This is a genomic window from Sphingopyxis sp. H115, assembly GCF_001468465.1.
GTDB lineage: Bacteria > Pseudomonadota > Alphaproteobacteria > Sphingomonadales > Sphingomonadaceae > Sphingopyxis.
The window spans coordinates 102,572-124,293 of the sequence record NZ_LNSA01000003.1; the positions used below are offsets into that span (position 1 = coordinate 102,572).

Annotated in this window: 26 protein-coding genes and 1 pseudogene; 17 read left to right on the forward strand and 10 right to left on the reverse strand. The window is 64.5% G+C overall.

The genetic code is table 11. The features are described 5' to 3' along the window. Window positions 1-131: 131 nt before the first annotated feature. The 4 genes from ATE71_RS03460 to leuA all read left to right on the forward strand — a co-directional run bounded on the left by ATE71_RS03460 (window position 132) and on the right by leuA (window position 3,771). Window positions 132-776 carry a YceI family protein gene (locus tag ATE71_RS03460; protein WP_058802049.1) on the forward strand — a complete coding sequence of 215 codons (645 nt, stop codon included), beginning with the start codon at window positions 132-134 and terminating at the stop codon, window positions 774-776. Window positions 777-890: 114 nt separating this feature from the next. Continuing rightward, entirely contained in the window at window positions 891-1,259 is a 369-nt protein-coding gene (locus ATE71_RS03465) for a hypothetical protein (RefSeq protein ID WP_058802050.1), read from the forward strand. 141 nt (window positions 1,260-1,400) lie between these two features. Next, the gene (locus ATE71_RS03470) at window positions 1,401-1,889 is read left to right on the forward strand and encodes a rhodanese-like domain-containing protein (RefSeq protein WP_058802051.1); all 489 of its coding nucleotides are present in this window, start codon (window positions 1,401-1,403) and stop codon (window positions 1,887-1,889) included. A 205-nt stretch (window positions 1,890-2,094) separates the two neighbouring features. Then, complete coding sequence (gene leuA / locus ATE71_RS03475; RefSeq protein ID WP_082665059.1) at window positions 2,095-3,771, forward strand: 2-isopropylmalate synthase; 1,677 nt, start codon at window positions 2,095-2,097, stop codon at window positions 3,769-3,771. A gap of 56 nt (window positions 3,772-3,827) precedes the next feature. Here the strand turns inward: leuA and ATE71_RS03480 are convergent, their stop codons facing one another. Beyond that, window positions 3,828-5,552 carry an AAA family ATPase gene (locus tag ATE71_RS03480; protein ID WP_152998629.1) on the reverse strand — a complete coding sequence of 575 codons (1,725 nt, stop codon included), beginning with the start codon at window positions 5,550-5,552 and terminating at the stop codon, window positions 3,828-3,830. Between the two features lie 140 nt (window positions 5,553-5,692). Here ATE71_RS03480 and ATE71_RS22400 point away from each other — a divergent pair, with 140 nt between their 5' ends. From ATE71_RS22400 to ATE71_RS03510, 7 genes are all read left to right on the forward strand, one after another. Then, window positions 5,693-6,700, forward strand: a complete 1,008-nt coding sequence (locus ATE71_RS22400; protein ID WP_058802053.1) for a hypothetical protein — start codon at window positions 5,693-5,695, stop codon at window positions 6,698-6,700. A gap of 153 nt (window positions 6,701-6,853) precedes the next feature. Next, the gene (locus ATE71_RS03490; protein WP_058802054.1) at window positions 6,854-7,147 is read left to right on the forward strand and encodes a hypothetical protein; all 294 of its coding nucleotides are present in this window, start codon (window positions 6,854-6,856) and stop codon (window positions 7,145-7,147) included. Continuing rightward, on the forward strand, window positions 7,144-7,359 hold the full coding sequence (locus tag ATE71_RS03495; RefSeq protein ID WP_058802055.1) for a hypothetical protein: 216 nt from the start codon (window positions 7,144-7,146) through the stop codon (window positions 7,357-7,359). The genes ATE71_RS03490 and ATE71_RS03495 overlap by 4 nt, the downstream gene beginning before the upstream one ends. 305 nt (window positions 7,360-7,664) lie before the next feature. Next, on the forward strand, window positions 7,665-7,871 hold the full coding sequence (locus tag ATE71_RS03500; protein WP_058802056.1) for a cold-shock protein: 207 nt from the start codon (window positions 7,665-7,667) through the stop codon (window positions 7,869-7,871). 3 nt (window positions 7,872-7,874) lie between these two features. Further along, a complete protein-coding gene (gene infA, locus ATE71_RS03505; protein ID WP_058802057.1) occupies window positions 7,875-8,138 on the forward strand; it encodes a translation initiation factor IF-1 in 264 nt (87 codons plus the stop codon). Window positions 8,139-8,234: 96 nt separating this feature from the next. Further along, window positions 8,235-8,390, forward strand: a complete 156-nt coding sequence (locus tag ATE71_RS22405; protein WP_160328003.1) for a hypothetical protein — start codon at window positions 8,235-8,237, stop codon at window positions 8,388-8,390. 27 nt (window positions 8,391-8,417) lie between these two features. Beyond that, a complete protein-coding gene (locus tag ATE71_RS03510; protein ID WP_058802058.1) occupies window positions 8,418-8,612 on the forward strand; it encodes a hypothetical protein in 195 nt (64 codons plus the stop codon). A gap of 11 nt (window positions 8,613-8,623) precedes the next feature. On the opposite strand, the gene ATE71_RS03515 is transcribed toward ATE71_RS03510, so the two are convergent. From ATE71_RS03515 to ATE71_RS03535, 5 genes and pseudogenes are all read right to left on the reverse strand, one after another. Continuing rightward, the gene (locus ATE71_RS03515) at window positions 8,624-9,706 is read right to left on the reverse strand and encodes a choice-of-anchor A family protein (protein WP_082665062.1); all 1,083 of its coding nucleotides are present in this window, start codon (window positions 9,704-9,706) and stop codon (window positions 8,624-8,626) included. A gap of 151 nt (window positions 9,707-9,857) precedes the next feature. Then, window positions 9,858-10,526 (reverse strand): DUF6445 family protein, encoded by a 669-nt coding sequence (locus ATE71_RS03520; protein ID WP_058802059.1) that lies wholly within the window; start codon window positions 10,524-10,526, stop codon window positions 9,858-9,860. Beyond that, entirely contained in the window at window positions 10,523-11,785 is a 1,263-nt protein-coding gene (locus ATE71_RS03525) for an RNA polymerase sigma factor (protein WP_058802060.1), read from the reverse strand. The genes ATE71_RS03520 and ATE71_RS03525 overlap by 4 nt, the downstream gene beginning before the upstream one ends. A 112-nt stretch (window positions 11,786-11,897) precedes the next feature. After that, window positions 11,898-12,257: pseudogene (locus ATE71_RS03530) on the reverse strand (YciI family protein); the annotation flags it as partial. A gap of 88 nt (window positions 12,258-12,345) precedes the next feature. After that, window positions 12,346-13,359 (reverse strand): GlxA family transcriptional regulator, encoded by a 1,014-nt coding sequence (locus ATE71_RS03535; protein WP_152998630.1) that lies wholly within the window; start codon window positions 13,357-13,359, stop codon window positions 12,346-12,348. A 139-nt stretch (window positions 13,360-13,498) separates the two neighbouring features. Between ATE71_RS03535 and ATE71_RS03540 the strand changes: the two genes are divergently transcribed. Together ATE71_RS03540 and ATE71_RS03545 are read left to right on the forward strand one after the other, a co-directional pair. Continuing rightward, window positions 13,499-14,326: an alpha/beta fold hydrolase gene (locus ATE71_RS03540; RefSeq protein WP_058802062.1), complete on the forward strand. Its 828-nt coding sequence runs from the start codon at window positions 13,499-13,501 to the stop codon at window positions 14,324-14,326. Window positions 14,327-14,383: 57 nt separating this feature from the next. Then, window positions 14,384-14,878, forward strand: a complete 495-nt coding sequence (locus ATE71_RS03545) for a hypothetical protein (RefSeq protein ID WP_058802063.1) — start codon at window positions 14,384-14,386, stop codon at window positions 14,876-14,878. A gap of 51 nt (window positions 14,879-14,929) precedes the next feature. Here the strand turns inward: ATE71_RS03545 and ATE71_RS03550 are convergent, their stop codons facing one another. Together ATE71_RS03550 and ATE71_RS03555 are read right to left on the reverse strand one after the other, a co-directional pair. Beyond that, window positions 14,930-15,706 (reverse strand): CPBP family intramembrane glutamic endopeptidase, encoded by a 777-nt coding sequence (locus ATE71_RS03550; RefSeq protein ID WP_058802064.1) that lies wholly within the window; start codon window positions 15,704-15,706, stop codon window positions 14,930-14,932. A gap of 206 nt (window positions 15,707-15,912) precedes the next feature. After that, a complete protein-coding gene (locus ATE71_RS03555) occupies window positions 15,913-16,584 on the reverse strand; it encodes a helix-turn-helix domain-containing protein (protein ID WP_058802065.1) in 672 nt (223 codons plus the stop codon). 133 nt (window positions 16,585-16,717) lie between these two features. Here ATE71_RS03555 and ATE71_RS03560 point away from each other — a divergent pair, with 133 nt between their 5' ends. Both ATE71_RS03560 and ATE71_RS03565 read left to right on the forward strand, forming a co-directional pair. Then, window positions 16,718-17,137, forward strand: a complete 420-nt coding sequence (locus ATE71_RS03560; RefSeq protein WP_058802066.1) for a VOC family protein — start codon at window positions 16,718-16,720, stop codon at window positions 17,135-17,137. A 65-nt stretch (window positions 17,138-17,202) separates the two neighbouring features. After that, window positions 17,203-18,174, forward strand: a complete 972-nt coding sequence (locus ATE71_RS03565; RefSeq protein ID WP_058802067.1) for an NAD(P)H-dependent flavin oxidoreductase — start codon at window positions 17,203-17,205, stop codon at window positions 18,172-18,174. A gap of 184 nt (window positions 18,175-18,358) precedes the next feature. On the opposite strand, the gene ATE71_RS03570 is transcribed toward ATE71_RS03565, so the two are convergent. Further along, on the reverse strand, window positions 18,359-18,841 hold the full coding sequence (locus tag ATE71_RS03570; RefSeq protein ID WP_414892406.1) for a DUF6456 domain-containing protein: 483 nt from the start codon (window positions 18,839-18,841) through the stop codon (window positions 18,359-18,361). A gap of 86 nt (window positions 18,842-18,927) precedes the next feature. Between ATE71_RS03570 and ATE71_RS03575 the strand changes: the two genes are divergently transcribed. Together ATE71_RS03575 and ATE71_RS03580 are read left to right on the forward strand one after the other, a co-directional pair. Beyond that, on the forward strand, window positions 18,928-19,488 hold the full coding sequence (locus ATE71_RS03575) for a helix-turn-helix domain-containing protein (protein WP_058802068.1): 561 nt from the start codon (window positions 18,928-18,930) through the stop codon (window positions 19,486-19,488). Between the two features lie 2 nt (window positions 19,489-19,490). After that, complete coding sequence (locus ATE71_RS03580; RefSeq protein ID WP_058802069.1) at window positions 19,491-20,666, forward strand: glycosyltransferase; 1,176 nt, start codon at window positions 19,491-19,493, stop codon at window positions 20,664-20,666. Between the two features lie 63 nt (window positions 20,667-20,729). Here the strand turns inward: ATE71_RS03580 and secF are convergent, their stop codons facing one another. Next, window positions 20,730-21,710 carry a protein translocase subunit SecF gene (gene secF, locus ATE71_RS03585; protein ID WP_058802070.1) on the reverse strand — a complete coding sequence of 327 codons (981 nt, stop codon included), beginning with the start codon at window positions 21,708-21,710 and terminating at the stop codon, window positions 20,730-20,732. Window positions 21,711-21,722: the final 12 nt, after the last annotated feature.

A 21,722-nucleotide genomic window follows, 5' to 3' on the forward strand; every position in this document is an offset into this window, starting at 1 on the left:
CGCCCCGGCGCGCCCCGCATGCCCTTCCAGCGTCCACCGCGCGCCGAACCGAAACGCAGCGTTTCTCCGCCGCTTGTTGACGCCATCCCTCGCCTTCGCCTAGCTTCCGCCTCCCCAACAGGAGACCGTTCATGCGCCGCATTGCCCCCCTTGCCGCTATCGCCCTTCTCGCCGCCGCCGCATCGCCGCTCGTTCTTGCGCAGGGCGCCTCGGCCCCCGGCGCGCCCGACAAGTCGCGCGTCACCGCCGGCACCTATGTCGCCGACCCGGGCCACACGATGGTCGTCTGGGAAGTCGATCATTTCGGCTTCAGCAAATATTCGGGTATTTTCGGCGACGTCGCCGGCACGCTCGTCATCGATCCCGCCAACCCCGCCGCCGCGAAGGTCGAGGTGACGATCCCCGTCGCCAAGGTCACCACCGCCAGCGCCGGGCTGACCAGCCATCTGCTGCGCGCGGGCAAGGACGGCGGCAAGCCCGACTTCTTTGGCGCGGCCCCCGCCGACGCGAAATTTGTCTCGACCTCCGTCGTGCTCGACGATGACGGCGACGAGGCGAAGGTCACGGGCAACCTCACCCTCAACGGCGTGACCAAGCCCGTCACGCTCGACGTCGATTTCCACGGCGCGGGCACCAATCCTTATAACAAGAAGCAGACGATCGGCTTCCAGGCCGAAGCGACGATCAAGCGCAGCGATTTCGGCATCGCCTATGGCATTCCGGCAGTCAGCGACGCGGTCGAGCTCGAGATCCACGCCGCGTTCGAAAAACAATAAGCGCGCGCGCCGGGTGCGCGGCATCGGCCCGCGCTCCCCAATCTGTCACACATGGCCGCTATGACGGGGGCGGGACCAGCGATGGCCCGCCCCTTTTCGTACAGGAGCCATGCGATGAGCGAACTGGTACGCGAAATTGTCGAAGTGAACGCGTCGATCGACGGCGACGAGGAAAATCCCCTGCTGATCGTCGAGGTCGAAGGCCTTGCCCCCACCGCGGGCTGGACCAACGTCCGACTCGAACCGCATGTCGCCATCACCCCGCCCGACGACGGCGTGCAGGATTTCGATCTTGTCGGCGACCGGCCGCGCACCCCGTCTTCAGGCGATGCCGCCGAGGCGCTGACCGAAGTCGAGGCCGGATGGGAAGGCCCGCTCGAGGATTGGTGCATCGGCGTGCGCGTCCACGCGATCGACAATATGCTCGAGGACGAAGTTTACGAACCCTGGGACGAGGACGACAGCGAGAGCGAGGCCGCCTGACCCTCCTCTCCGACGTTCCCCTGTACTGCGCCGGGCCGTGGGGCCCACCCTTTACCTGAAAAGGCGGCCCGGCGGCATTTTCGGTTCATCGCACAGCCAGCCAAGGCGGCCTAACCTCCCCCTCATCAAGGGAGGATCAACATGCGCAGCCTGCTTCTCGCCCTCGCGGCCCTGACCGCCACGCCCGCCTTCGCGCAGGCCAATCCGCAGATCGACTATCCAGCCTTCGAGGCGCTCACCGCCCGCGTCGCGCCGCAGCGCGCGCAACGCCTCATCGCCTTCGACGCCTTCAAGGCAGAGGCGGCCAAACCCGGCGCCCTGCTCCTCGACGCGCGCTCGCAGGACGCCTTCCAGCGCGGCCATATCAAGGGCGCGGTCAACCTGCCGCTCACCGATTTCACTGCGGACAGCCTCGCCGCGGTGATCGGCGCCGACCCGAACCGCCCCATCCTCATCTATTGCAACAATAATTTCTCGAACCACGCGAGCCCCGTGCCGCTCAAATCGGCGCCGCTCGCGCTCAATATCCAGACCTTCATCAACCTCGTCGGCTATGGCTATCCGAACGTCCGCGAGCTTGCCGATATCGTGGATTTCAACGATCCCAAGGTCGAGTGGGTGACGGGTTAGGCGCCCAACCCCGCGCAATTTTCACACTCCCCCCTTGCCAAGCGCGACATTTTGCATCACTAGGGCGGCCATGCGCGGCAACGCCCTTCTTCTTCTGCGACTTACACGCCCTTGGGCGTGACACTGGCTGCGCGCTAGTCGCGGCCACCCGCTCAAGGGTCCGATCGACAAGCACTCGCAACCACCCGGAAGAAGTTTGAACCCCATGACCATGCTCCGCGACCCCTCGGTCAAATATAGCGCCTTTCCGCAGGTTCCCTTGACGGACCGCCAATGGCCCACCCGCGTCACCACCAGCGCGCCGATCTGGCTTTCCACCGACATGCGCGACGGCAACCAGTCGCTGATCGACCCGATGGATGCCGAAAAAAAGGCGCGCTTCTTCGACCTGCTCGTCAAATGCGGGTTCAAGGAGATCGAGGTCGGTTTCCCCAGCGCCGGCGCGACCGAATTCGACTTCATCTCGGGGCTCGTGAAGAACGGCCGCATCCCGGAGGGCGTCACGCCGCAGGTGCTGACGCAAAGCCGCGCCGACCTCATCCGCACCAGCTTCGACAGCCTCGAAGGCGCGAAAACCGCGATCGTCCACGTCTATAACGCGGTCAGCCCCGCGTGGCGCAAGATCGTCTTCGGCATGGAGATGGACGAGATCAAGGGCATCGCGATCGAGGGCGCCAAGCAGCTCCGCGACAATGCCGCGCGCCTGCCCGGCACCGACTGGCGCTTCGAATACAGCCCCGAAACCTTCTCGACCGCCGAGCTCGATTTCAGCATCGAAGTCTGCGAAGCGGTGATGGACATCCTGCAGCCGACGACCGACAAGCCGATCATCCTCAACCTCCCCGCAACGGTCGAGGCATCGACCGCGAACATCTACGCCGACCAGATCGAATATTTCTGCAAGAATTTGCCCAACCGCGACCGCGCGATCATCAGCCTGCACACCCACAACGACCGCGGCACCGGCGTCGCGGCGGCCGAACTCGGCCTGCTCGCGGGCGCCGACCGCGTCGAGGGCTGCCTGTTCGGCAATGGCGAGCGCACCGGCAACACCTGCCTCGTCACCGTCGCGCTCAACATGTACACGCAGGGCGTCGACCCGCGGCTCGACTTCTCGAACATCGACGAGGTCATCCAGACGGTCGAATATTGCAACAACCTGCCCGTCCACCCGCGCCACCCCTATGGCGGCGAGCTCGTCTACACCGCCTTCTCGGGCAGCCATCAGGACGCGATCAAGAAGGGCTTCGCCGCGCGCGAACGCCAGAACGACGAACGCTGGGAAGTCCCCTATCTGCCCATCGACCCCGCCGACCTCGGCCGCAGCTACGAAGCGGTGATCCGCGTCAACAGCCAGTCGGGCAAGGGCGGCGTCGCCTGGGTGCTCGAACAGGACAAGGGCCTGAAACTGCCCAAGAAGATGCAGGCGAGCTTCAGCCATGTCGTACAAGCCTTGGCGGACCAGACGAGCCGCGAACTCGGCGCCGAGGACATCTGGCACGCCTTCGAGGGCCAGTATCTGGCGACCGAAGCCAAACGCTTCCAGCTCGTCGACTGGTCGGAGACGCACGCCGCGGGTTCTGGGGGCACCGACCGCATCTTCGCCGGCAAGCTCACCATCGACGGCATGCAGCGCAGCGTCAGCGGCCGCGGCAACGGCCTGATGTCGAGCGTCATCGCCGCGCTCAGCGAAAGCGGCGGCCCGGTGATGGACATCGTCGACTACAGCGAACACGCGATCGGCCAGGGCAGCAATGTGCAGGCCGCGGCCTATGTCGAATGCCGCACCGCGGACGGCAGGAGCCTGTTCGGCTGCGGGCTGGATACCGACGTGGCGACGGCGAGTGTGCGGGCGATATTGTCGGCGGCGAATGGGGCTTAGAGCCGACACTTCGCCTTTCTCGTTCCCTGCCGTCAGCACACGGCGGGGAACAATCGTCATGCCAACACAAAATTCCTAACGCGTATCATGAACGCTCGAAGAGGATGATCATCCTGCAATTTACCGTCGGTGATCGCTGCCAGCGCGGCCTCAGTCCACGCACTCTTGTTGCGTGAGTAATCGACGATGCCGGGCAGCCAAGCTTCTCGCTCTCCGCATGGCACAATGAACAGTCCAATCCGAGCGCATTCAGCCTCAATGTTGTCGAATAGCGCTCGGCCACCCAGCGTCAGCCCTTCACGACCTAGCCGCTTCAGTTCTGACCATGCACTCGCCTTGTCTTTCACCGACCTAAGCGGATAACGAAGAGCATTAAATCGATCACGAGGCAAACGGTCCGAACGGACGATTGCTAGCATCTCTTGTATAGCGATATCCGCTGCCGCCAATCGATCCTCAGGTCGATCCGCAGCCTCGATGTCGTCCATCAGCCTCTGATAATCGCCTTCATAACTGCTCCAAGCACCACCAAGCGCTTCCACAAGACGGCGGAATTCGGAACCGTCTCGAAGTATATCGAAATCAACGATAACTGCATGTCCCGTTCCCATATTTCTGTATGGGTCAGTCATTTTTATCGCCGCCGATTTGCCATAGGCGTTCAAAAAATGAATAGAACCACTTTCATCGATTTGTTCTAATACTCGGCGATAAATCGCAACATCAGAGTCTGACTCAGCAATCACAACGCCCCGGTAAAAGAGCCCATCTAAAACCCGGGCTGACGACAGCAAAGAGTCCTTTGTAATTTCCTCCAAGTCGCTCGATTGAATCAATCTGGAGTGAAAGCCTGAGTCCGTCTGCGTGAGCCTAAGAATCTGAACATCGCGCGTTTCGCCAATGATACCACGCAGCACTTCGGCGCTATGCGTCGCCACGAAAACTTGCGCCCCAATCTTGTTTAGACGGGCGAGTGCCCTGCCCATCAAAAGCGCCTGCGGCGGATGCAAGAACGCTTCGGGTTCGTCAATGAGCACTATCGAGCGATCGGTGGTCGCTGCAGCCGTAACGACGCCGCAGAATGCGCGCACGCCGTCGCCCTGCTCCTCTGCTTTACGAAGAGCGCCCAGCGCCGATTTGCGATCTTGATAGTGAGTAGGCAATCCCTCGGCGTCGCCCAACACAAGCCCAATCTGAAATGGAACGCTATCGTCCACAATTAGATCACTCTGAAAGGCGCCCCGTATTTGGAAATTGATCCAATCGCCCACCTCAGGAGCAGCGGCTTGCATCGCCGCGGCAACGGAACTTGGTCCGACGATGTGCTGCTCCGCCGCTTTTTGCCGAGCGATGAGATTGAGCCTAGTTTCAGTACCAAGGTTAGCTAAGAAAAAATATCCAAAACCCTCTAATGCACTTTGCTGTTGAGAATCATTTGATTGCCGGGATTCTCCAGACATATAAGGTTGAAGAACACTTTGATGATGTCGGATGTGTTCTGATTTAACCAGATCGATTCCTAGGCGGTCGAAAATCAAATTCCCTTTGTCATCCAACTTCAAATTAGATGCCAGTTTATCAAGTAAGCCATGCCAGCTTGGAAGAGCCTCTATATCAGCGCTAGATATGCTGGGCGTGTGCGCACGAGGAGTGGCTACCTTCGAGCGCAAATCGCGGAGAAACTGGCTCTTGCCGCCGTTGTTTGGCCCAATCACCACTGTTAGTCCACCGGGACTGAATGAAGAGCCGCTAGTCAAATCGACTTTTGATACTTTTAGCAAGTTCGTCCTCCCTGAGCTTGTTTAGAATAGTTTTCACTTGCGGTGGAAACAAGACGCTACAATCCAATATAAAATCACTTTCCTACATTTCACCCATATGGTTCATTCTGTCGGTTTCACCCAACCGAAAGGACGAATCGATGGACGACGCCACCCCCAATCCCGCCGACATCCCCGCCCCCGGCAGCTATCACTGGACACCCAAACTCCAGCGCGATTTTCTCGAAGCCTTTGCCACCAACGGGTCGGTGAAGATTTCGGCGGCTCAGGTCGGCATGTCACCGTCCGCCGTCTATCAGCTCAAACAGCGGCCGCAGGGCGCGGCGTTCAAGCTCGGCTGCGCCGCGGCGACACTGATCGCGCGCGGGCGGCTCGCCGACGAGTTGCTCGACCGCGCGATCTGGGGGCACGACGAGACGACCACCGTGATGCGCGAGGAGGACCGCAGCCTCTATAAACGCCGCCGTATCGACAGCCGCCTCGGCCTCGCGATGCTCGCGCGGCTCGACCGCATGGTCGAAACGCGCGCGCAGGCGGGCGAAGAGATGCTCGCGCAGGTCATCGCCGGCGACTGGCCGGGCTTCCTGTCGCTGTTCGACGCTGCAGAAGCCGCGCGCACCCCCGCCACCGAAGCCGCATCCGAAGGGACGCCCGAAGGCGCCGCCGAAACCGCCCCCGCCCCCGCGACCGAAGGCATGGCCGCCGCGCTCGCGCTCTGGCTCGCCGCCCGCGACAACCGCGCCAACCCGCTCGCGACCCTCTGGCGCGGCACCGCGATCGCGAATGAAGTTACGCAGATTTCCGCCGATTCCGAAGCCTGCGAAGACGCCGGCGAAGCGGACGCCACCCCCGAGGAAGAGGCCGCGGCGATGACCGTCTGGCGCAGCTCCTCGACCGGCGAGCTGCGCACCAATTTCCCGCCGCCCGACGATTATCTGGGCATCGAGGAAGGCGAATTCGGCGACCAATATTATGAACGCACGCTCGACGCCGCCGAGGAAGAGGCATGGGAAAACGCCCGCGCCGAGGCCTTCGCGCCCTTGCGTCAGGCCGGGGAAACCGCTCGCCGCGCCTTCTTCGCCCTCCCCGACCCGGCGAACGATCCGGCGCCCGAGGGCGGGAAAGCGCGCAAAAGCGCGAGCGGATGATCCTCGCGGCAAAGCGATGGGGAAAATCGCTTCGCCAGGCCTTATAATCCGCCGCGCGCGTCCCCACATGAGGATCATCGCGGCACATACGTCCTGTAGGCCGCCGCGGCTGAGAGACCGCGCGCTCCCGCTTACGCAAGAGGAGGCGCCCGCATGCAGTCCGACACCCCGCCCACCGATCCCGAAACCCCGGCCCCCGCAAAGCGCCGCACCGGCTACGCATTTCGCCCGAACCGCGCCGCGCTCCCGCGCGACGAGGCGCAGCGACAGGGCGATATCAGCCAGCTCGCGTTCCTCAGCATGGGTGGGCGCGACCGGGCGATCACCTTCCTCAATGGCGAGGATGCCGAACTCGGCGGCCGCCCGCTCGCGCTCGCGACCGCCAGTGCCGAGGGGTTTTCCCGCGTCGCCGACGCGATCCGCGCGCGCGCCGCGAACGACGCGTGAGCCGCGCGATCAACCTCAGCCTCGCCGAAAGCGAACTGATCGCGCTCTGCCGCTCCGCGCGCATCGGCGTCAGCGCGATCGAGCCGCTGAAATCGGGCGGCACGCGGCTTGTGTGCATGACCCGCGAGGGTGCCGACGAAATCCGCAGGCGGCTCGCGGGCAACATCATCGACGGCGAAGTCGATCGCCATCGCTTCTATCGCCCGCCATAGCGATACGCGCCGGGCACCGAAATATTGGCGCTTTATCGGCCTGTTCGCGGGAAATAATCGGGGGCTTTCCGATAGCAATTCCGGGCGCGGCGCCGCGGAATAATCCGCTCTGTCCGGCCCGCGCAATTCCGCGACAATTGGGCGTGACCTTGACTTTTTGTGGGCAATCGCCCATATGGGTCGGGCTAACGTCGCATGCGACGGAAATTGACGGCCTTCCGGGGCACTATCTTCCCTTCACACGCTACCAGCTCCGCCGGTGCTTTTGCCGGTGGATTCCCGTTTCTCGTGAAAGGAAACACCCCATGGCCATCGGCATCGTAAAATTCTTCAACAATGACAAGGGCTACGGCTTCATCGAAAATGAAGACGGCTCGGGCGACAGCTTCGTCCACATCACCGCGGTCCAGGCCGCGGGCATGGACACGCTCAACAAGGAACAGCGCGTTTCCTACGAACTCGAAACCGGCAAGAATGGCAAGGTTTCGGCCGTGAACCTCCAGTCGGCCTGATTATTGGCTAAAGAGGAACTCATGACGTTCGAGGGGCAGGTCGACGAGATCCTGCCCGACGGGCGCTTCGGCGTCGTTCTCGAAAATGGTCATCGGGTCATCGTCTATACGGCGGGCCGGATGCGGCGTTTCCGCATCCGGTCGGTCGTCGGCGACGCCGTGCGCGTCGAAATGACCCCCTATGACCTGACCAAGGGCCGCCTCGTCTACCGCGAACGCGGGGGCGGGCCGGTTCCGCCAAGCCAGCGCAAACGGCGCGGGCTCTGACAAATGGAGCCAGCGCAAACGGCGTGGGCTCCGACCGAAGGGGGCGGCGAGCCGCGCCGTCCTCCAACAACAAAACACATGAAACCAAAGATAAAGATGATGACTATGTTTACGAATAATAACGCAATTTTTCCCGCTCTGCCCGCGCTGTCGCTGGCCGGCAAGGCGATGACGGCGACCCCGCCGCGCCGCCGCCGCCCGACGCTGTCGCGCCGCGAGCTCCGGCGCCTGATCGCCGACATGGTCGATTGATCGACCCTATATTTTAAGGAAGCAGCCATGTCGGCCACGATCGAATTCTACCGCACCCAGGCCGAAAAATGTTCGGCCGAGGCCGAGGCGTCGGCGCTGACGCAGGTCCGCGACCGCAATCTGCGCGCCGCGGCGGCGTGGCAGGCGATGGCCGACAAGCTGCTCCACACCGAAAAGCTCCGCGCCGAAAAGACCGCGGCAGTGGCGGCCGAAAAGGCCTAGCGCGCCGCGCCCTATCGGGCGTCGCTTTTGGCGCGGCGGCGGCGCCACAGGATCAGGCCCGCGACGCCCAGCCCGAACAGGCCGAACATGCCGGGTTCGGGCACCGGCACCGCGCCGCCCGAGCTGCTCCCGCCGCCCCCGGTCGAGCTGTCGCCGCCTCCCGACGGCGGCGTGACATATCCGCCCTTGAAGGTGCCGATATGCATCTCGCCGTCCTGCTTCAAATTCCCGAACACCGCCGAACCCTGGATATAATTGCGCGTCTCGGCATCGGCGAGCGGCGCCAGCACCGACCCGCCCCACGCCGTGCTCAGCTTCAATTCCTCGGCATCGGGGAAATTCCAGATGACATGTTCGCCAAGGTTGTTGGTGCCGCCGAGGAAATTGTCGTTGAGGGTTACCGACCGCCCGCCGACATTGACGATCGCCGTGTCGGCACCGTTCAGGTTGAACTGGATCTCGCCGATCCGGTCGAGGTCGGCGGCGCTGATGTCGAACACCGCCAGCCCCTGAGCATTGGGTTGCGCGTTGAAAATGCCGCGGCCGCCCTGCACCGTCAGCTGGCTGTTGGCCGCGAGCGTCCCCATCTCGAACGACAGGCTGCCCATGCTACTCTCGAGGTCGGACTTTTGCTGCTGCAACCCCAGCCCGAACCCCGGATCGCTCCGATCGAGGTTCGACAGCACCTTATTCTGGTTGACGTTGGTGTTGCTGATCGTCCCGCCGACCTTCACAATCTGGTTCGGGCCGTTGAGGTTGAACCCGCTCGTCACATTGCCGCCAACGACGGCCCCCGACCCATTGTTCAGATTTTTGTGGCTGCCGGTGACATTGCCGACGACGGTCAACCCCGGCTGGCCGTTGGGCGAGCTGGTGGCACGGATGCCGTAATTCGACGAATTGCCGGTCAGATTGCCGCCGACGAACGTGCGCCCCTCGACCTCGGACGAGGATTGCAAATTGCCGAGGACGACGAGATTCCATTCGCGCAGCGCGTCGATGCCGGTGATGCTGCCCGCCTGCTGGGCGAGCGCCGGGGTGATCGCGGTCGCGGCAAGCGCGGCGGGGAACAGGATGCGGGTCGAAAAATCCACGGTATCGGTATCCAGACTCAAGGGACAAGGTCGGGCGCCATAGGGCGTCCATCGACGAGCTTACACCGAAGTGCGATAAAGCGTTGTCCTGTAATGAAACAATCGCGGCTTTATGCCGCGCACCCGTGGCAAAAATGCGGTGGGTCCGGCGTCAGCCGATCGACAGGAAGGCAGTCACCGTCAACCTGCCGGTGCCGGGGTCGGCCGACAATGGGCTGTCCGGCGAAATCGCCCCGCTGTGCAGGTTCCAGCTGCGATAGAGCAGCGCGCGATTATAACGCGCCGGTTCGCTGCGGACGCATTCGAACAGCGGGGTGTCGCCCAGCATATAGCCTGGCGGGGGTGTGCCGCCGTATCGCATTTCGGTATCGAGATGGCGAAAGAACAGGTCGCGCCGCGCCTCGTCCACAGTCTCGAACCCCGTGGCCCGGTGACGGTAGAAAGCGGTCCCGTCGCCGTCTTCGGGCGACAGATAATGGACGAGTGCGATGCGGTCGGCGGTAAAGGCGTCGACATGCGGCAGGCGCTGCGGAAGGGAAAGCGCATCGGCGGGCGTCGAGACGATCGAAAAGCTCGCATCGACGACAGCGACCGGGCCATGGCGCCCAAAGGCTTCCGCTGCGACCGCTGCGATCACCGGCAGCTGGTTCGCAAGATAGTCGGCGGGCAGCACGGCGCGGACGCCCGGATAATGGTGGAGTGCCGGGATAAAATCGGCCCGCGCCGCATGGGCTCGTAGCGCATCGGGATCGGGCGCGAAATCGTCGATAACAGCCAGCGGCTGTGCCTCGGCGCCAATCCGTTCGACGCGGACGGTCATGGGGCACAGGCCGCGGCGCGCGCCAGCAGGAAGTCGCGTTCGCGCTCGTTCGCCGACAGCGCCGCGGCGGTCTCGAACGCGACGCGCGCCTCGCCGGTTCGACCGGCGCGGAACAGGAAGTCGCCGCGCGCCGCGGGAAGCGGCGCATAATTTCGCAGCAAGGCCGCGTCGGCGATATCGTCGACCAGTCGAAGTCCCACCTCGGGCCCGAAGGCCATGCTGTGCGCAACTGCGCGATTGAGCTCGACCACGGGCGACGGCACGACCTCGGCGAGCCGGTCGTACAGCCCAGCAATCCGCCCCCAGTCGGTCTCTTGGGCCGAACGCGCCCGGGCATGACAGGCAGCAAGCGCCGCCTGCAACACATAGGCTCCGTCCGCGCCGGCCAGCGCTTCGGCACGGTCCAGCGCATTCAGTCCACGACGGATCAATAGCCGGTCCCAGCGCGCGCGGTCCTGCTCGGTCAGCGGGACGAATCGCCCATCGGGACCAGCTCGGGCCGCCAGCCGCGAGGCCTGGATCTCTACCAGCGCAAGTAATCCCCACACCTCGGGCTGCTCGGGCAGCAGCCCGGCCAGGATTCGCGCCAGCCGCTGCGCCTCGGCGCACAACGGCGGGCGCACGAGCGATGGCCCCGTCGTCGCGGCATAGCCTTCGTTGAAGATGAGGTAGACGACCTCGAGCACCGATCCGAGCCGCGCTGTAAGTTCCGCGCCGCGCGGCACCTCGAACGCCACGCCGGCCTTGGCGATCGCCTTCTTTGCGCGGGTAATCCGCGCCGCGATCGCCGCTTCGTTTGACAGGAAAGCGCGTGCAATTTCCTCGACGGTCAATCCGCCGACCAGTCGCAGCGTCAGTGCGGCGCGCCCTTCGGCGCCGACCACCGGGTGACACGCGGCAAAGATCAGGCCGAGCAGTTCGTCGCCCAGCGGATCGTCCAGGGCGGCTTCGACAGTCTCGACGCTCATGTCGCGCTCCTCGTCCAGTTCGCGAGCGATCTCGACCTGTTTGCGCTCCCGCATCCGGGTGTGCCTGATGCCATCGATGGCGCGCCGCTTCGCCGTCGCCATCAGCCAGGCGCCGGGATTTGCGGGCACCCCGCTCCTTGGCCATTCGGTCAGCGCGACCAGCAGCGCGTCCTGCGCCAACTCCTCGGCGCGGTCGACGTCGCGGGTCAGCCGCGCCAGTCCGGCGATCAGCCGCGCCCGCTCGATGCGGAAAACCGCCTCGATCGCTCGGTGGGTGGGGTCCGCCGCCATGCGCTACGCGGTGCGGCGCATGGCGGGGTGGACCGGCGGATCAACGGTTCGCAAGCTTCTCGCCCACGCCGTCATGGATCTCCGCGGCTTCGGGCGGGATCAAGTCGCCGAAATCTTCCATTTCATAGAAGGGGCGGATCTCGATCTCGCTCGGCCCGAACATCGGGTTGGGACAGCGCTTCACCCATTCGACCGCCTCGTCCATGTCCTTGACCTCCCAGATCCAGTAACCGGCGACCAGCTCGCGCGTTTCGGCGAACGGTCCGTCGATGACGGTGCGGCTGGGGCCGTCGAACGCGACCCGCTTGCCGAACGATGACGGCTTCAGTCCGTCGCCGGCGACCAGCACGCCGGCATTGACCAGTTCCTCGTTGAACTTGCCCATGTCGATAAACATCTGGCTCAGTTCGGGCGACGGCGTCATGCCCTGTTCGCTGTCTTCGGTCGCTTTTACAAATACCATCACACGCATTGCCTGTCTCCTTTTGTCGGGCCAACAGCGGCTCGTACCCAGACGACGAATGAGCCGACGTCAAATCGACACGACACCGAAAAAATTTTCAGGCGACCTCCGCCAGCGACTGCGGCGTGGAGAAACGCTGCCGATATTCGTGCGGCGACAGGCCGATCAGGCGGTGGAACAATTTGCGGAAGGCGGCGGCATCCTCATAGCCGACGCTCCACGCAATCTGGTCGACCGTGCGCTTCGTAAATTCCAGCAGTTCGCGTGCCTTGCCGATGCGCAGATGCTGGACATATTCGACCGGAGTCATGCCAGTTGCCGCCTTGAACCGGCGCTGAAACGTCCGCTCTTCCATTCTCGCCTCGCCCGCCATCTCCGCCACCGGAACCGGCCCGGCGCCGCGCGCCTGCAACCAGTGTTGCACCTTCAATATCGCTTCGTCGCCATGGTTGAGCTTGGGCGCGAAGCTTGCGTAATTTTTCTGTTCGCGCCCCGACGGGTCGATTAGCAGAAAGCGCGCGGTTTCCATCATCACCGTGGGGCCGAGCAACCGCTCGACGATGCGGAGCCCCAGGTCGGTCCATGCCATCAGCCCGCCGGCGGTGACGATGTCTCCGTCATCGACGACCATCCGATCGGCCTCCATTCGCACGTCCGGAAAACGTGTCCTGAACTCCTCGGCAAAAAACCAGTGCGTCGTCGCCGGCCGCCCCGCCAGCAGCCCCGTGGCGGCGAGTGCAAAGGCACCGCCGCAATTCGACGCGAGCACCGCACCATGCGCATGCCGGTCGAGCAGCCAGCGCGCATAGGGTTCGACCTCGCCCGGTTCGAGCAATTTGTGCAGGCTTCCCGGCGCGATCAGAACCGCAGGCGAATTGCCCGCCGGCTCGTTGGGGTGGCTGTCGTACCAGCGAGCGAATCCGCCACCGTCGTGCAAGCGCCAGTGGCTCGCGCGGATCGGGCGGCGTCCATGCTCGACTGCAAAGCGTCCTGCGACGTCGAACAGGTCGGTAATCCCGTGCACCATGCCCATCTGGCAGTCGGGATAGGTCATCATCCCGACCTCGATAAGCGGCATTTCCGCCGCGTCCGGCACCTTCAGCTTGGGCATATTGGCTCCCCAATCGCACACTTGTCGGAATCGGCCCGCATAATGTCGCGTCCGCCAATCCCGCGCAAGGGCGCCCCGGCCTATCTCCTTTTCCACCGGGACGGACATCCCGCTCCCCTCGCTCGAAAGGAACCATATCATGACCACCATCACCACCAAGGACGGCACCAACATCTTCTTCAAGGACTGGGGTCCGAAGGATGGACAGCCGATCGTCTTCTCGCACGGCTGGCCGCTTTCAGCCGACGCCTGGGACGCGCAGATGGTCTTCTTCGCCAACCAGGGCTTCCGCACCATCGCCCACGACCGCCGCAGCCACGGCCGTTCGGATCAGGTCTGGGACAATAACAATATGGACCAATATGCCGACGACCTCGCCGAACTGATCGAACAGCTTGACCTGAAAGAGGTGATCCTCGTCGGCCACTCGACCGGCGGCGGCGAAGTCACCCGCTATATCGGACGCCACGGCACAGCCCGCGTCGCCAAGGTCGCCTTGATCGGCGCGGTCCCGCCGCTGATGCTCAAGACCGAAGCCAATCCGGACGGCTTGCCGCTCGACGTTTTCGACGGCATCCGCAAGGGGACGTTCGACAACCGCCCGCAGTTCTTCAAAGACCTGACGCTGCCCTTCTACGGCTACAACCGCGACGGCGCGGCGGTTTCGGAAGCGGTGCGCGACGAATTCGTGCGGCAGGGCATGAACGGCGGCCTCAAGGGCCTGCTCGACAGCATCCGAGCCTTTTCGGAAAGCGACTTCAACGAGGATCTGAAGAAGTTCGACAAGCCGACGCTCGTCCTTCACGGCGACGACGACCAGATCGTGCCGATCGGCGCCGCGGCGCTCTCGACGGTCAAGATCGTCAAGCAGGCGGTGCTCAAGGTCTACAAGGGCGGAAGCCACGGCCTCACCGTCACCGAACAGGACCGGTTCAACGCCGATCTTCTCGACTTCATCAACGGCTGATAAGAAAGAGGCGCGGGCCCCCGACCGCGCCTCCTCAGCAGCATAAGGAGACGTGTCATGATCCTCGGCCTCACCATATCGCAGTTCACCGCCCTTCATGTCGCGATCAGCTTCGTCGGCATCGGCGCGGGCCTCATCGCCCTCCCCGCCTTCGCCCGCGGTCGCATCCTGCCCCGCACCAACGCGATCTTCCTCTGGTTTACCCTGCTCACCAGCCTCACGGGCTTCCTTTTTCCAATCGTCGCCTTCACCCCGGCGCTTGGCACGGGGATCGTGTCGACGCTGGTGCTCGTGGCCGCCTTCTGGGCCTGGTATGCCCGCAAGCTCGGCGGCCGGGCCGCCACCGTCTATGCGGTCAGCGCCACCGCCGCGCTCTACCTCAACATGTTCGTCCTCGTCGTTCAGTCCTTCCTGAAGGTGCCTGCGCTCAACGCGCTCGCCCCGAACGGTACCGAACCTCCGTTTGCCGCGGCACAGGGTGCGCTCCTCCTCGCCGCGATCCTCTTCGGATATTTCGCGGTCAAGGCGAGCCGGCGTCCCATCGCGGCCTGACCAGCCGCACGCAAACGACCCAAGGGCGGCCATCCGGCCGTCCTTGTCGCGTCAGGACCACAGCGCGTTGAGTGCGATGATGATCGCAACCTCGGTGAAATTGCCGAGCCCATGCGCGACGATCGGTGCGAGCAGGCTCCGCGACCGCTCCATCAACCAGACATAGGCCAGCCCCCACACAAAGGCATAAATCTGCTGCGCCATCGCCTGGTAAAAGGGGTCGACCGCAAACGACTTCCAATGCGCGGCCCCGAACATCAGCGCGACCAGATAGGCCGCGACGGGCAGGTCGAGCGCCCCTATCCTGAGCCGCCCCGGCACGAGTACGACAAGCATCCCCACGAGCAGTCCGCGAAAGATCGTCTCTTCGGCCAGCCCCGTCGTTATCATTCCCAACAGATAGCCCGCCGAATCGATCGGCGCTTTCGAATAACTCAGGTTTGGCGCAGTCTGCGCCGCAAGCGCGGGCCAATAATCGGCGACGAGCATCACCAGCCCCATGCCCACGCCGATCAACGCGGCGACCCCGACATAATTTGCGCCCGGCGGCCATCGCAGATGCGGGTCGGCGGCAGGCAGCAACCGGCGCATGAGAAGGATCGCGACGAAGCCAAGCAACGCCTGGAGTGCAATCGCGAGCAGCAGGAATACCGAGATATAGCCGTCCCAAATCGGTGCGCCGGCAAGATAAAGTTCGCGCGCGGCGACGCGACCAAGTTCCAGTATCGCCTGCATTAGCGCCGCAGCGAGCAGGATCGGCCACAGGCGAAAGCGAAAGTCGGTCAGCGCCACCATCGGGCGCGGCGAAGCGGGAGAGAGGTTTGTCATGCGGCGGGTCTAGGCCCGAAACCACCCGCACTTCTTGAACGAATGTGATGCACGGCCGCAAACGACCGGAAGTGGACATTGTTTCTTCGTCATCCCGGACTTGATCCGGGATCCATCGCGGCGTCGAGGTCATGGACCCCGGATCAAGTCCGGGGTGACGAGGGGGCGGAACCGACGTCCACTTCCCACCCCTAAGGCGACCTCCGCTACGCCGTCCCTATCCGCCAGCGCCGCGGGGACATCCCGGTCAGCCGCGTCACCGCCCGTGTCATATGCGCCTGATCGGCGTAGCCGGCCTCGATCGCGATCCCGGCAAGGCTCGCGTCGCTCGCAACGATCATCCGCCACGCCCGCTTCGCTTGGCAATCGGCGCGATAGGCGGCGGGGGAGACACCATAGAGCTTTTCGAAACTGCGCGAGACATGCTCGCGCGACCGGCCACGCACCACCGCCCATTCGCCGATCCGCGGCGCCACTGACGCCCGCAGCGTCGCCGACAATTGGTCGGGCAGATCATTGGCTTCGGCCGCAGGGACAGGGGCAAATTCGTCGAGCAATGCGGCGACCGCCTCGACCGGATCGCGTTCGGCCAGCCGGACGATCCGGCCCGGATCGGCAAGCTGCGCGCGTGCCGGCCAGTCGCGGCCGTCGAACGGCAAGGGCAGGTCGAGCACTACCGTGCGTTTTGGCGAAATCCGGTCGCGATGAGCCGAAAAGGGGCCGTGGAACAGCACTTCGCCTTCGCACACCGCGATACGTCCGGCATCGCCGGCCTCCTCATAGGAACCCGCCAGCACCACCGTCGCATAGGGTTCGCGATGATGGTGCCGCGCAATGTCCGTCGAGGCGGGTAAAAGGCTGGGTTCGATCAAATTCATCGCCCGACCCTGTCGCGCCCGGTCGGGGATCGCAACCGCCACCGGACCAACCTCCGGCTCAGGTCGATGGACAGGGGGTCTGCGCGTTCGTTAGAACAGGTTATCCGAACCGGAAATTGGAGGAACCATCGCCATGGAAACACCGCCCTTCGCCTTGCGCGCGATCGACCATTTGGTCCTTCGCGTCGTCGATCTCGAGCGCATGGCCGGCTTTTACCGCGATGTACTGGGCTGCACCGACGAGCGCACACAGGACGAAATCGGCCTTTATCAGTTGCGCGCGGGCGGATCGCTGATCGATCTCGTCACCGTCGACGGCAAGCTTGGCTCGACGGGGGGCGCAGCGCCGGGCGCGGAGGGACGCAACGTCGACCATTTCGCCATCGCGATAACACCGTTCGACGAGCCGGCCATTCGTGCCCACCTCGCCCGTCACGACGTTGCGATCGAACAAGCGGGTCCCCGCTACGGCGCAGAGGGCGAAGGGCCGTCGATCTACATCAGCGATCCCGAGGGCAATATCGTCGAACTCAAGGGCCCGACCGTCGACTGAATATCTTGCGCACCCTTCCGTTTACGTTAAGGTCAGTTGCATAAAGCAACCGGAGAGACTGATTCATGGCCCTTCCCCCGATTTTCGACCGCCTGCGCCTGCCCGTTATCGGTTCGCCGCTCTTCATCGTATCGGGTCCCGAACTCGTCATCGCGCAGTGCAAGGCCGGCGTGGTCGGCAGCTTCCCCGCGTTGAACGCGCGCCCGCAATCTTTGCTCGACGAATGGCTGCATCAAATCACCGAAGAACTCGCGGCGTGGGACCGCGACAACCCCGATCGACTGTCGGCGCCCTATGCGGTCAACCAGATCGTCCATAAATCGAACGACCGCCTCGAAGCGGACATCGCGACCTGCGCCAAGTGGAAGGTGCCGATCACCATCACCTCGCTCGGCGCGCGCGAGGAACTCAACCAGGCGGTGCATGGCTGGGGCGGCATCTCGCTCCACGACGTGATCGACGACCGTTTCGCGCGCAAGGCGGTCGAAAAGGGCGCAGACGGGCTGATCCCCGTCGCGGCAGGGGCCGGCGGCCACGCCGGCCGGCAATCTCCCTTCGCTTTGGTACAGGAAATCCGCGAATGGTTCGACGGCCCCGTCGCGCTGTCGGGCGCGATCGGTCATGGCCGCTCGATCCTCGCCGCGCAGGCATGCGGCGCCGATCTCGCCTACATCGGCAGCGCCTTCATCGCCACGTCCGAAGCCAATGCCGAGGACGGTTACAAGAACGGCATCGTCGAGGGCCGCGCCGCCGACATCGTCTATTCGAACCTCTTTACCGGTGTGCACGGCAATTATCTTCGCCAGTCGATCGTGTCGGCGGGCATGGACCCCGACAATCTGCCCGAGGGCGATTTGAAGACTATGAACTTCGGCTCAGGCGGCAACACCAAGGCAAAGGCGTGGAAGGACATCTGGGGCTCGGGTCAGGGCATCGGCCCGGTCACCGCCGTTCGCCCCGTTGCCGAATTCGTCGCCGAACTGGAGGATCAATATCTGGCCGCACGCCGCGAACTGGAGGCCAAGGTACGGCTTTAGGCTGGAGACTGCGTGTCCGGCGATTGCCGCTCGGGGGTGGGGAGCTTCCCCGCATGAACCCCGGCGAAAGCCGGGGCCCAGTGCGGAAAACGCAAGGCTGGTGTCGGCATTCCGGGCCCAGGCTTTCGCCGGGGCGCACAATCTCTAGCCGCCGCCGTCGGCCGGAACCCGTCATGCGCACCGCTCACCCCGTCCCGTAAAACCGCGCCAACCGGTCGAGCGCCAGTCCGAGGACCAGTTTCCCCGACCGCGCGGGCCAGCCCATTGCCCTCTCCGCGCCGCCGATCCCTTCCCCGGCGCAAATCACCCGCCAACAGATGTCGGCCAACCCAGGTCCCGCCGCATCGAGCGCGGCATGAAAGCGCCGGTGCGCGTCGATCCGCGCGAGCGATGCGTCGGACGCGCGCGCACCGCCGCGGCTCTTGCCCGGCGGCGCGGCGTCCCAGCGCATCGTCACCCGCGCCGACAACCCCGCGCGCTCATAGTCGCCGCGAAGCCGCTCGCCCGCGCCGATCTGCGCCGGACTCAGATGCCCGCGCGACGCAAGCCAGGCGATCGGGCTTTCGCCGACATTCACCGTCACATACCGCATCACCTGCGGCCCCGTTTTCCCTGGGTCGATCCGGTCGTCGGGATGGATGCGCGTTTCAAGTCGGCGAGCGGTCATGCGATTCTCCCTTGCTGCGTACCGGGCTTGACATTGGATTATTTTGTAGGAAAGAAGAAACCGATTTGGTTATTCGAGGATCCGCCATGATCAACAGCATCCGTTCCGTCCGCCGCGCCAAGGGCCTGACGCTCGAGGAAGTGGGCCAGCGCTGCGACCCGCCCACCACCGCGCAGACGATCGGAAGGCTCGAAACCGGCACGCGAACCTTGTCGCTCGGCTGGATGAACCGCATCGCCAAGGCGCTCGGTGTCGAAGCCGCGGAGCTCGTCCAGCTGCCACAGGACACGCAGCTCAGCATCACCGCACTCCTCGGCGCGGAGGGCGCGCAGGCGCCGACGCGCCCCGAGCAAGCGCTCACGGCGCGTCCGGGCGAGGATATGGTCGCGGTGCGCGTCACTTCGTCAATCGGCGATTACCGCGCGGGGGATGAAATCTGGTGCCGCCGGATCGAGGGCGATTGGGGACATGCGCTCAACCGCGACCTGCTCGTCCCCCGCCCTGCCGGGCGCTTCTTCTTTGCGCGCCTGCTCAACGTCGACGGCGAGAAGCTCCACCTGCTCCCCCTCGGCACGGGCCAGCGTCAACAGGTGGTCAGCAACCCGCCCTGGGCCGCCGTCGCTGTCCGCCTGCTCCGCACGCTCTGAGAGTGCCTCCGGCCGTCCCCTTGCGCGTCCTGTCGATCGCGACGCTCTTTCCCGACGCCGCGCGGCCGAACTTCGGGCTGTTCGTCGAAAAGAGCCTGCGCGCGCTCCAGGTGCAGCCCGGCATCGAGTTGACCGTCGTCGCGCCGGTCGGACTGCCCCCCTTTCCGCTGTCGCTGCACAGGCGCTATCGCGCACTGCGCGCATTGCCACCAGCCGATGATTGGAACGGGCTCTCAGTCCGGCGGCCGCGCTTCACGCCGATCCCGCGCATCGGTGCGCGATCGAACCCGGCCAAGGTCGCGCGCGCCGTCCTCGCTGCCGTCGAAGGCTGCGAATTCGACGTCGTCGATGCGCAATTCTTCTATCCCGACGGTCCTGCCGCGATGCGCGTGGCGGATGCGCTCGGCCTCCCCTTCTCGGCAAAGGCGCGCGGCGCCGATATCAGCCATTTCGGCCATGATCCGGCAACGCGGTCGCAGGTGATCGAAGCGGGCGCGAAGGCCGCGGGACTGCTCGCCGTTTCGGCGGCGATGCGCGGCGACATGGCGGCCGTCGGTATCGATCCGGCGAAAATAACCGTCCATTACACCGGCATCGATACCGCGCGTTTCCATCCCGGTGACCGCACGACCGCGCGCGCGGCACTCGGCCTGGATGGCGCCGACGCGATCCTGTCCGTGGGCGCGCTGATCCCGCGCAAGGGGCAGGCATTGGTGATCGAGGCGCTACCGGCGCTGCCAGACGTCCACTACTGGCTCGCCGGTGCCGGCGAAGCCGAGGGCGCATATCGCGCGCTTGCGGCGAGGCTGGGCGTCGAAAACCGCGTTCATTTCCTGGGACCGGTCGCAAACGCCGATCTGCCGCAACTCTATCGGGCCGCCGATGCGGTGGTCATGCCCTCGGTCAGCGAGGGCCTTGCCAACGCATGGGTCGAGGCGCTGGCGTGCGGCACCCCGATCGTCATCAGCGACGCGGGCGGCGCCGCCGAACTGGTCACCTCGCCCGTCGCCGGCCGTATCGTCGATCGCACGCCGGCAGCCATCGCCAAAGCCGTGCAGGCGATCCTTGCCGCGCCTCCGCCGCCGGCCGAGGTCGCCGCCAGCCTCGGCGGGCGCTTCGACTGGGATCGCAACGGCCTTGAACTCGCCGCCCACCTGCGCCGCTGCGCCGGTCGCTAGATACGGCAACGCCGGCCCGCTTCAGAAAGCGGACCGGCGCCGACGTTCACAAACTGGGCGGCCTCAGACGACCGCGCCGTCGTCCTTGCGCTCGACGCGCTCGCCGCCGCCCATCCCGGCGGTGGTACGCGGAATGAAGCTGTCGGGCCCGACCTTCAACCATACGAGGACCGGCGTCGACATCAGCACCGACGAATAGCCGCCGATGAACACGCCGAACAGCATCGCGGCGGTGAAACCGAAGATCACGTCGGGGCCGAAGATCAACAACATGCCCAGCGCCAGCACCATCGCCACCGTCGTCATCACGGTGCGCGACAGCGTCTCGTTGATGCTCAGGTTGAGCAGCGGGACGATGTCCATCTTGCGATATTTTTTCAAATTCTCGCGTATTCGGTCATAGACGACAATCGTGTCGTTGAGCGAATAGCCAACGATCGTCAGCAGCGCCGCGACGCTGTTCAGGTCGAACTGCATCTGCGTCACCGCAAACAGGCCGAAGGTCAGCGAGACCTCGTGGAACAGGCGGCCGAGCGCCCCGACCCCGAACTGCCATTCGAAGCGAATCCAGATATAGATCGAAATCCCGATGATCGCGAGACCAAGGCTGATCGCGCCGGTCCGGATCAATTCGCCCGACACCTTGCCCGACACGGTTTCGACCGATCCGGTCTTCGCGGTCGGAAAGGCCTTCTGGATACCCGCGACCAATTGCTGCCCCGCGCGTTCGGCGGCGGACTTGTCGCCTTCGGGCAGCGCGGTGCGGATCGATATCGCCTTGTCCGATCCGAACTGCTGGATCGTCGCCTCGCCAAGGCCGATGTCGCCAACCTTTTCGCGAATTTCGTCGATCGGCGGCATGTCCTGGGTGAATTCCACGCGGACCGACTGGCCGCCGACAAAGTCGACGCCTAGGTTCAGGCCCTTCGTCGCGACCAGCGCGATCGACACCGCCACGAGGAAAAAGCTCATGAACGAGGCCCATTTCCGCCAGCGCAGGAAATCGATGTTGGTGTTGTCGGGGACGAGTTTCAGCAAGCGCATCGTTCCGCTCCC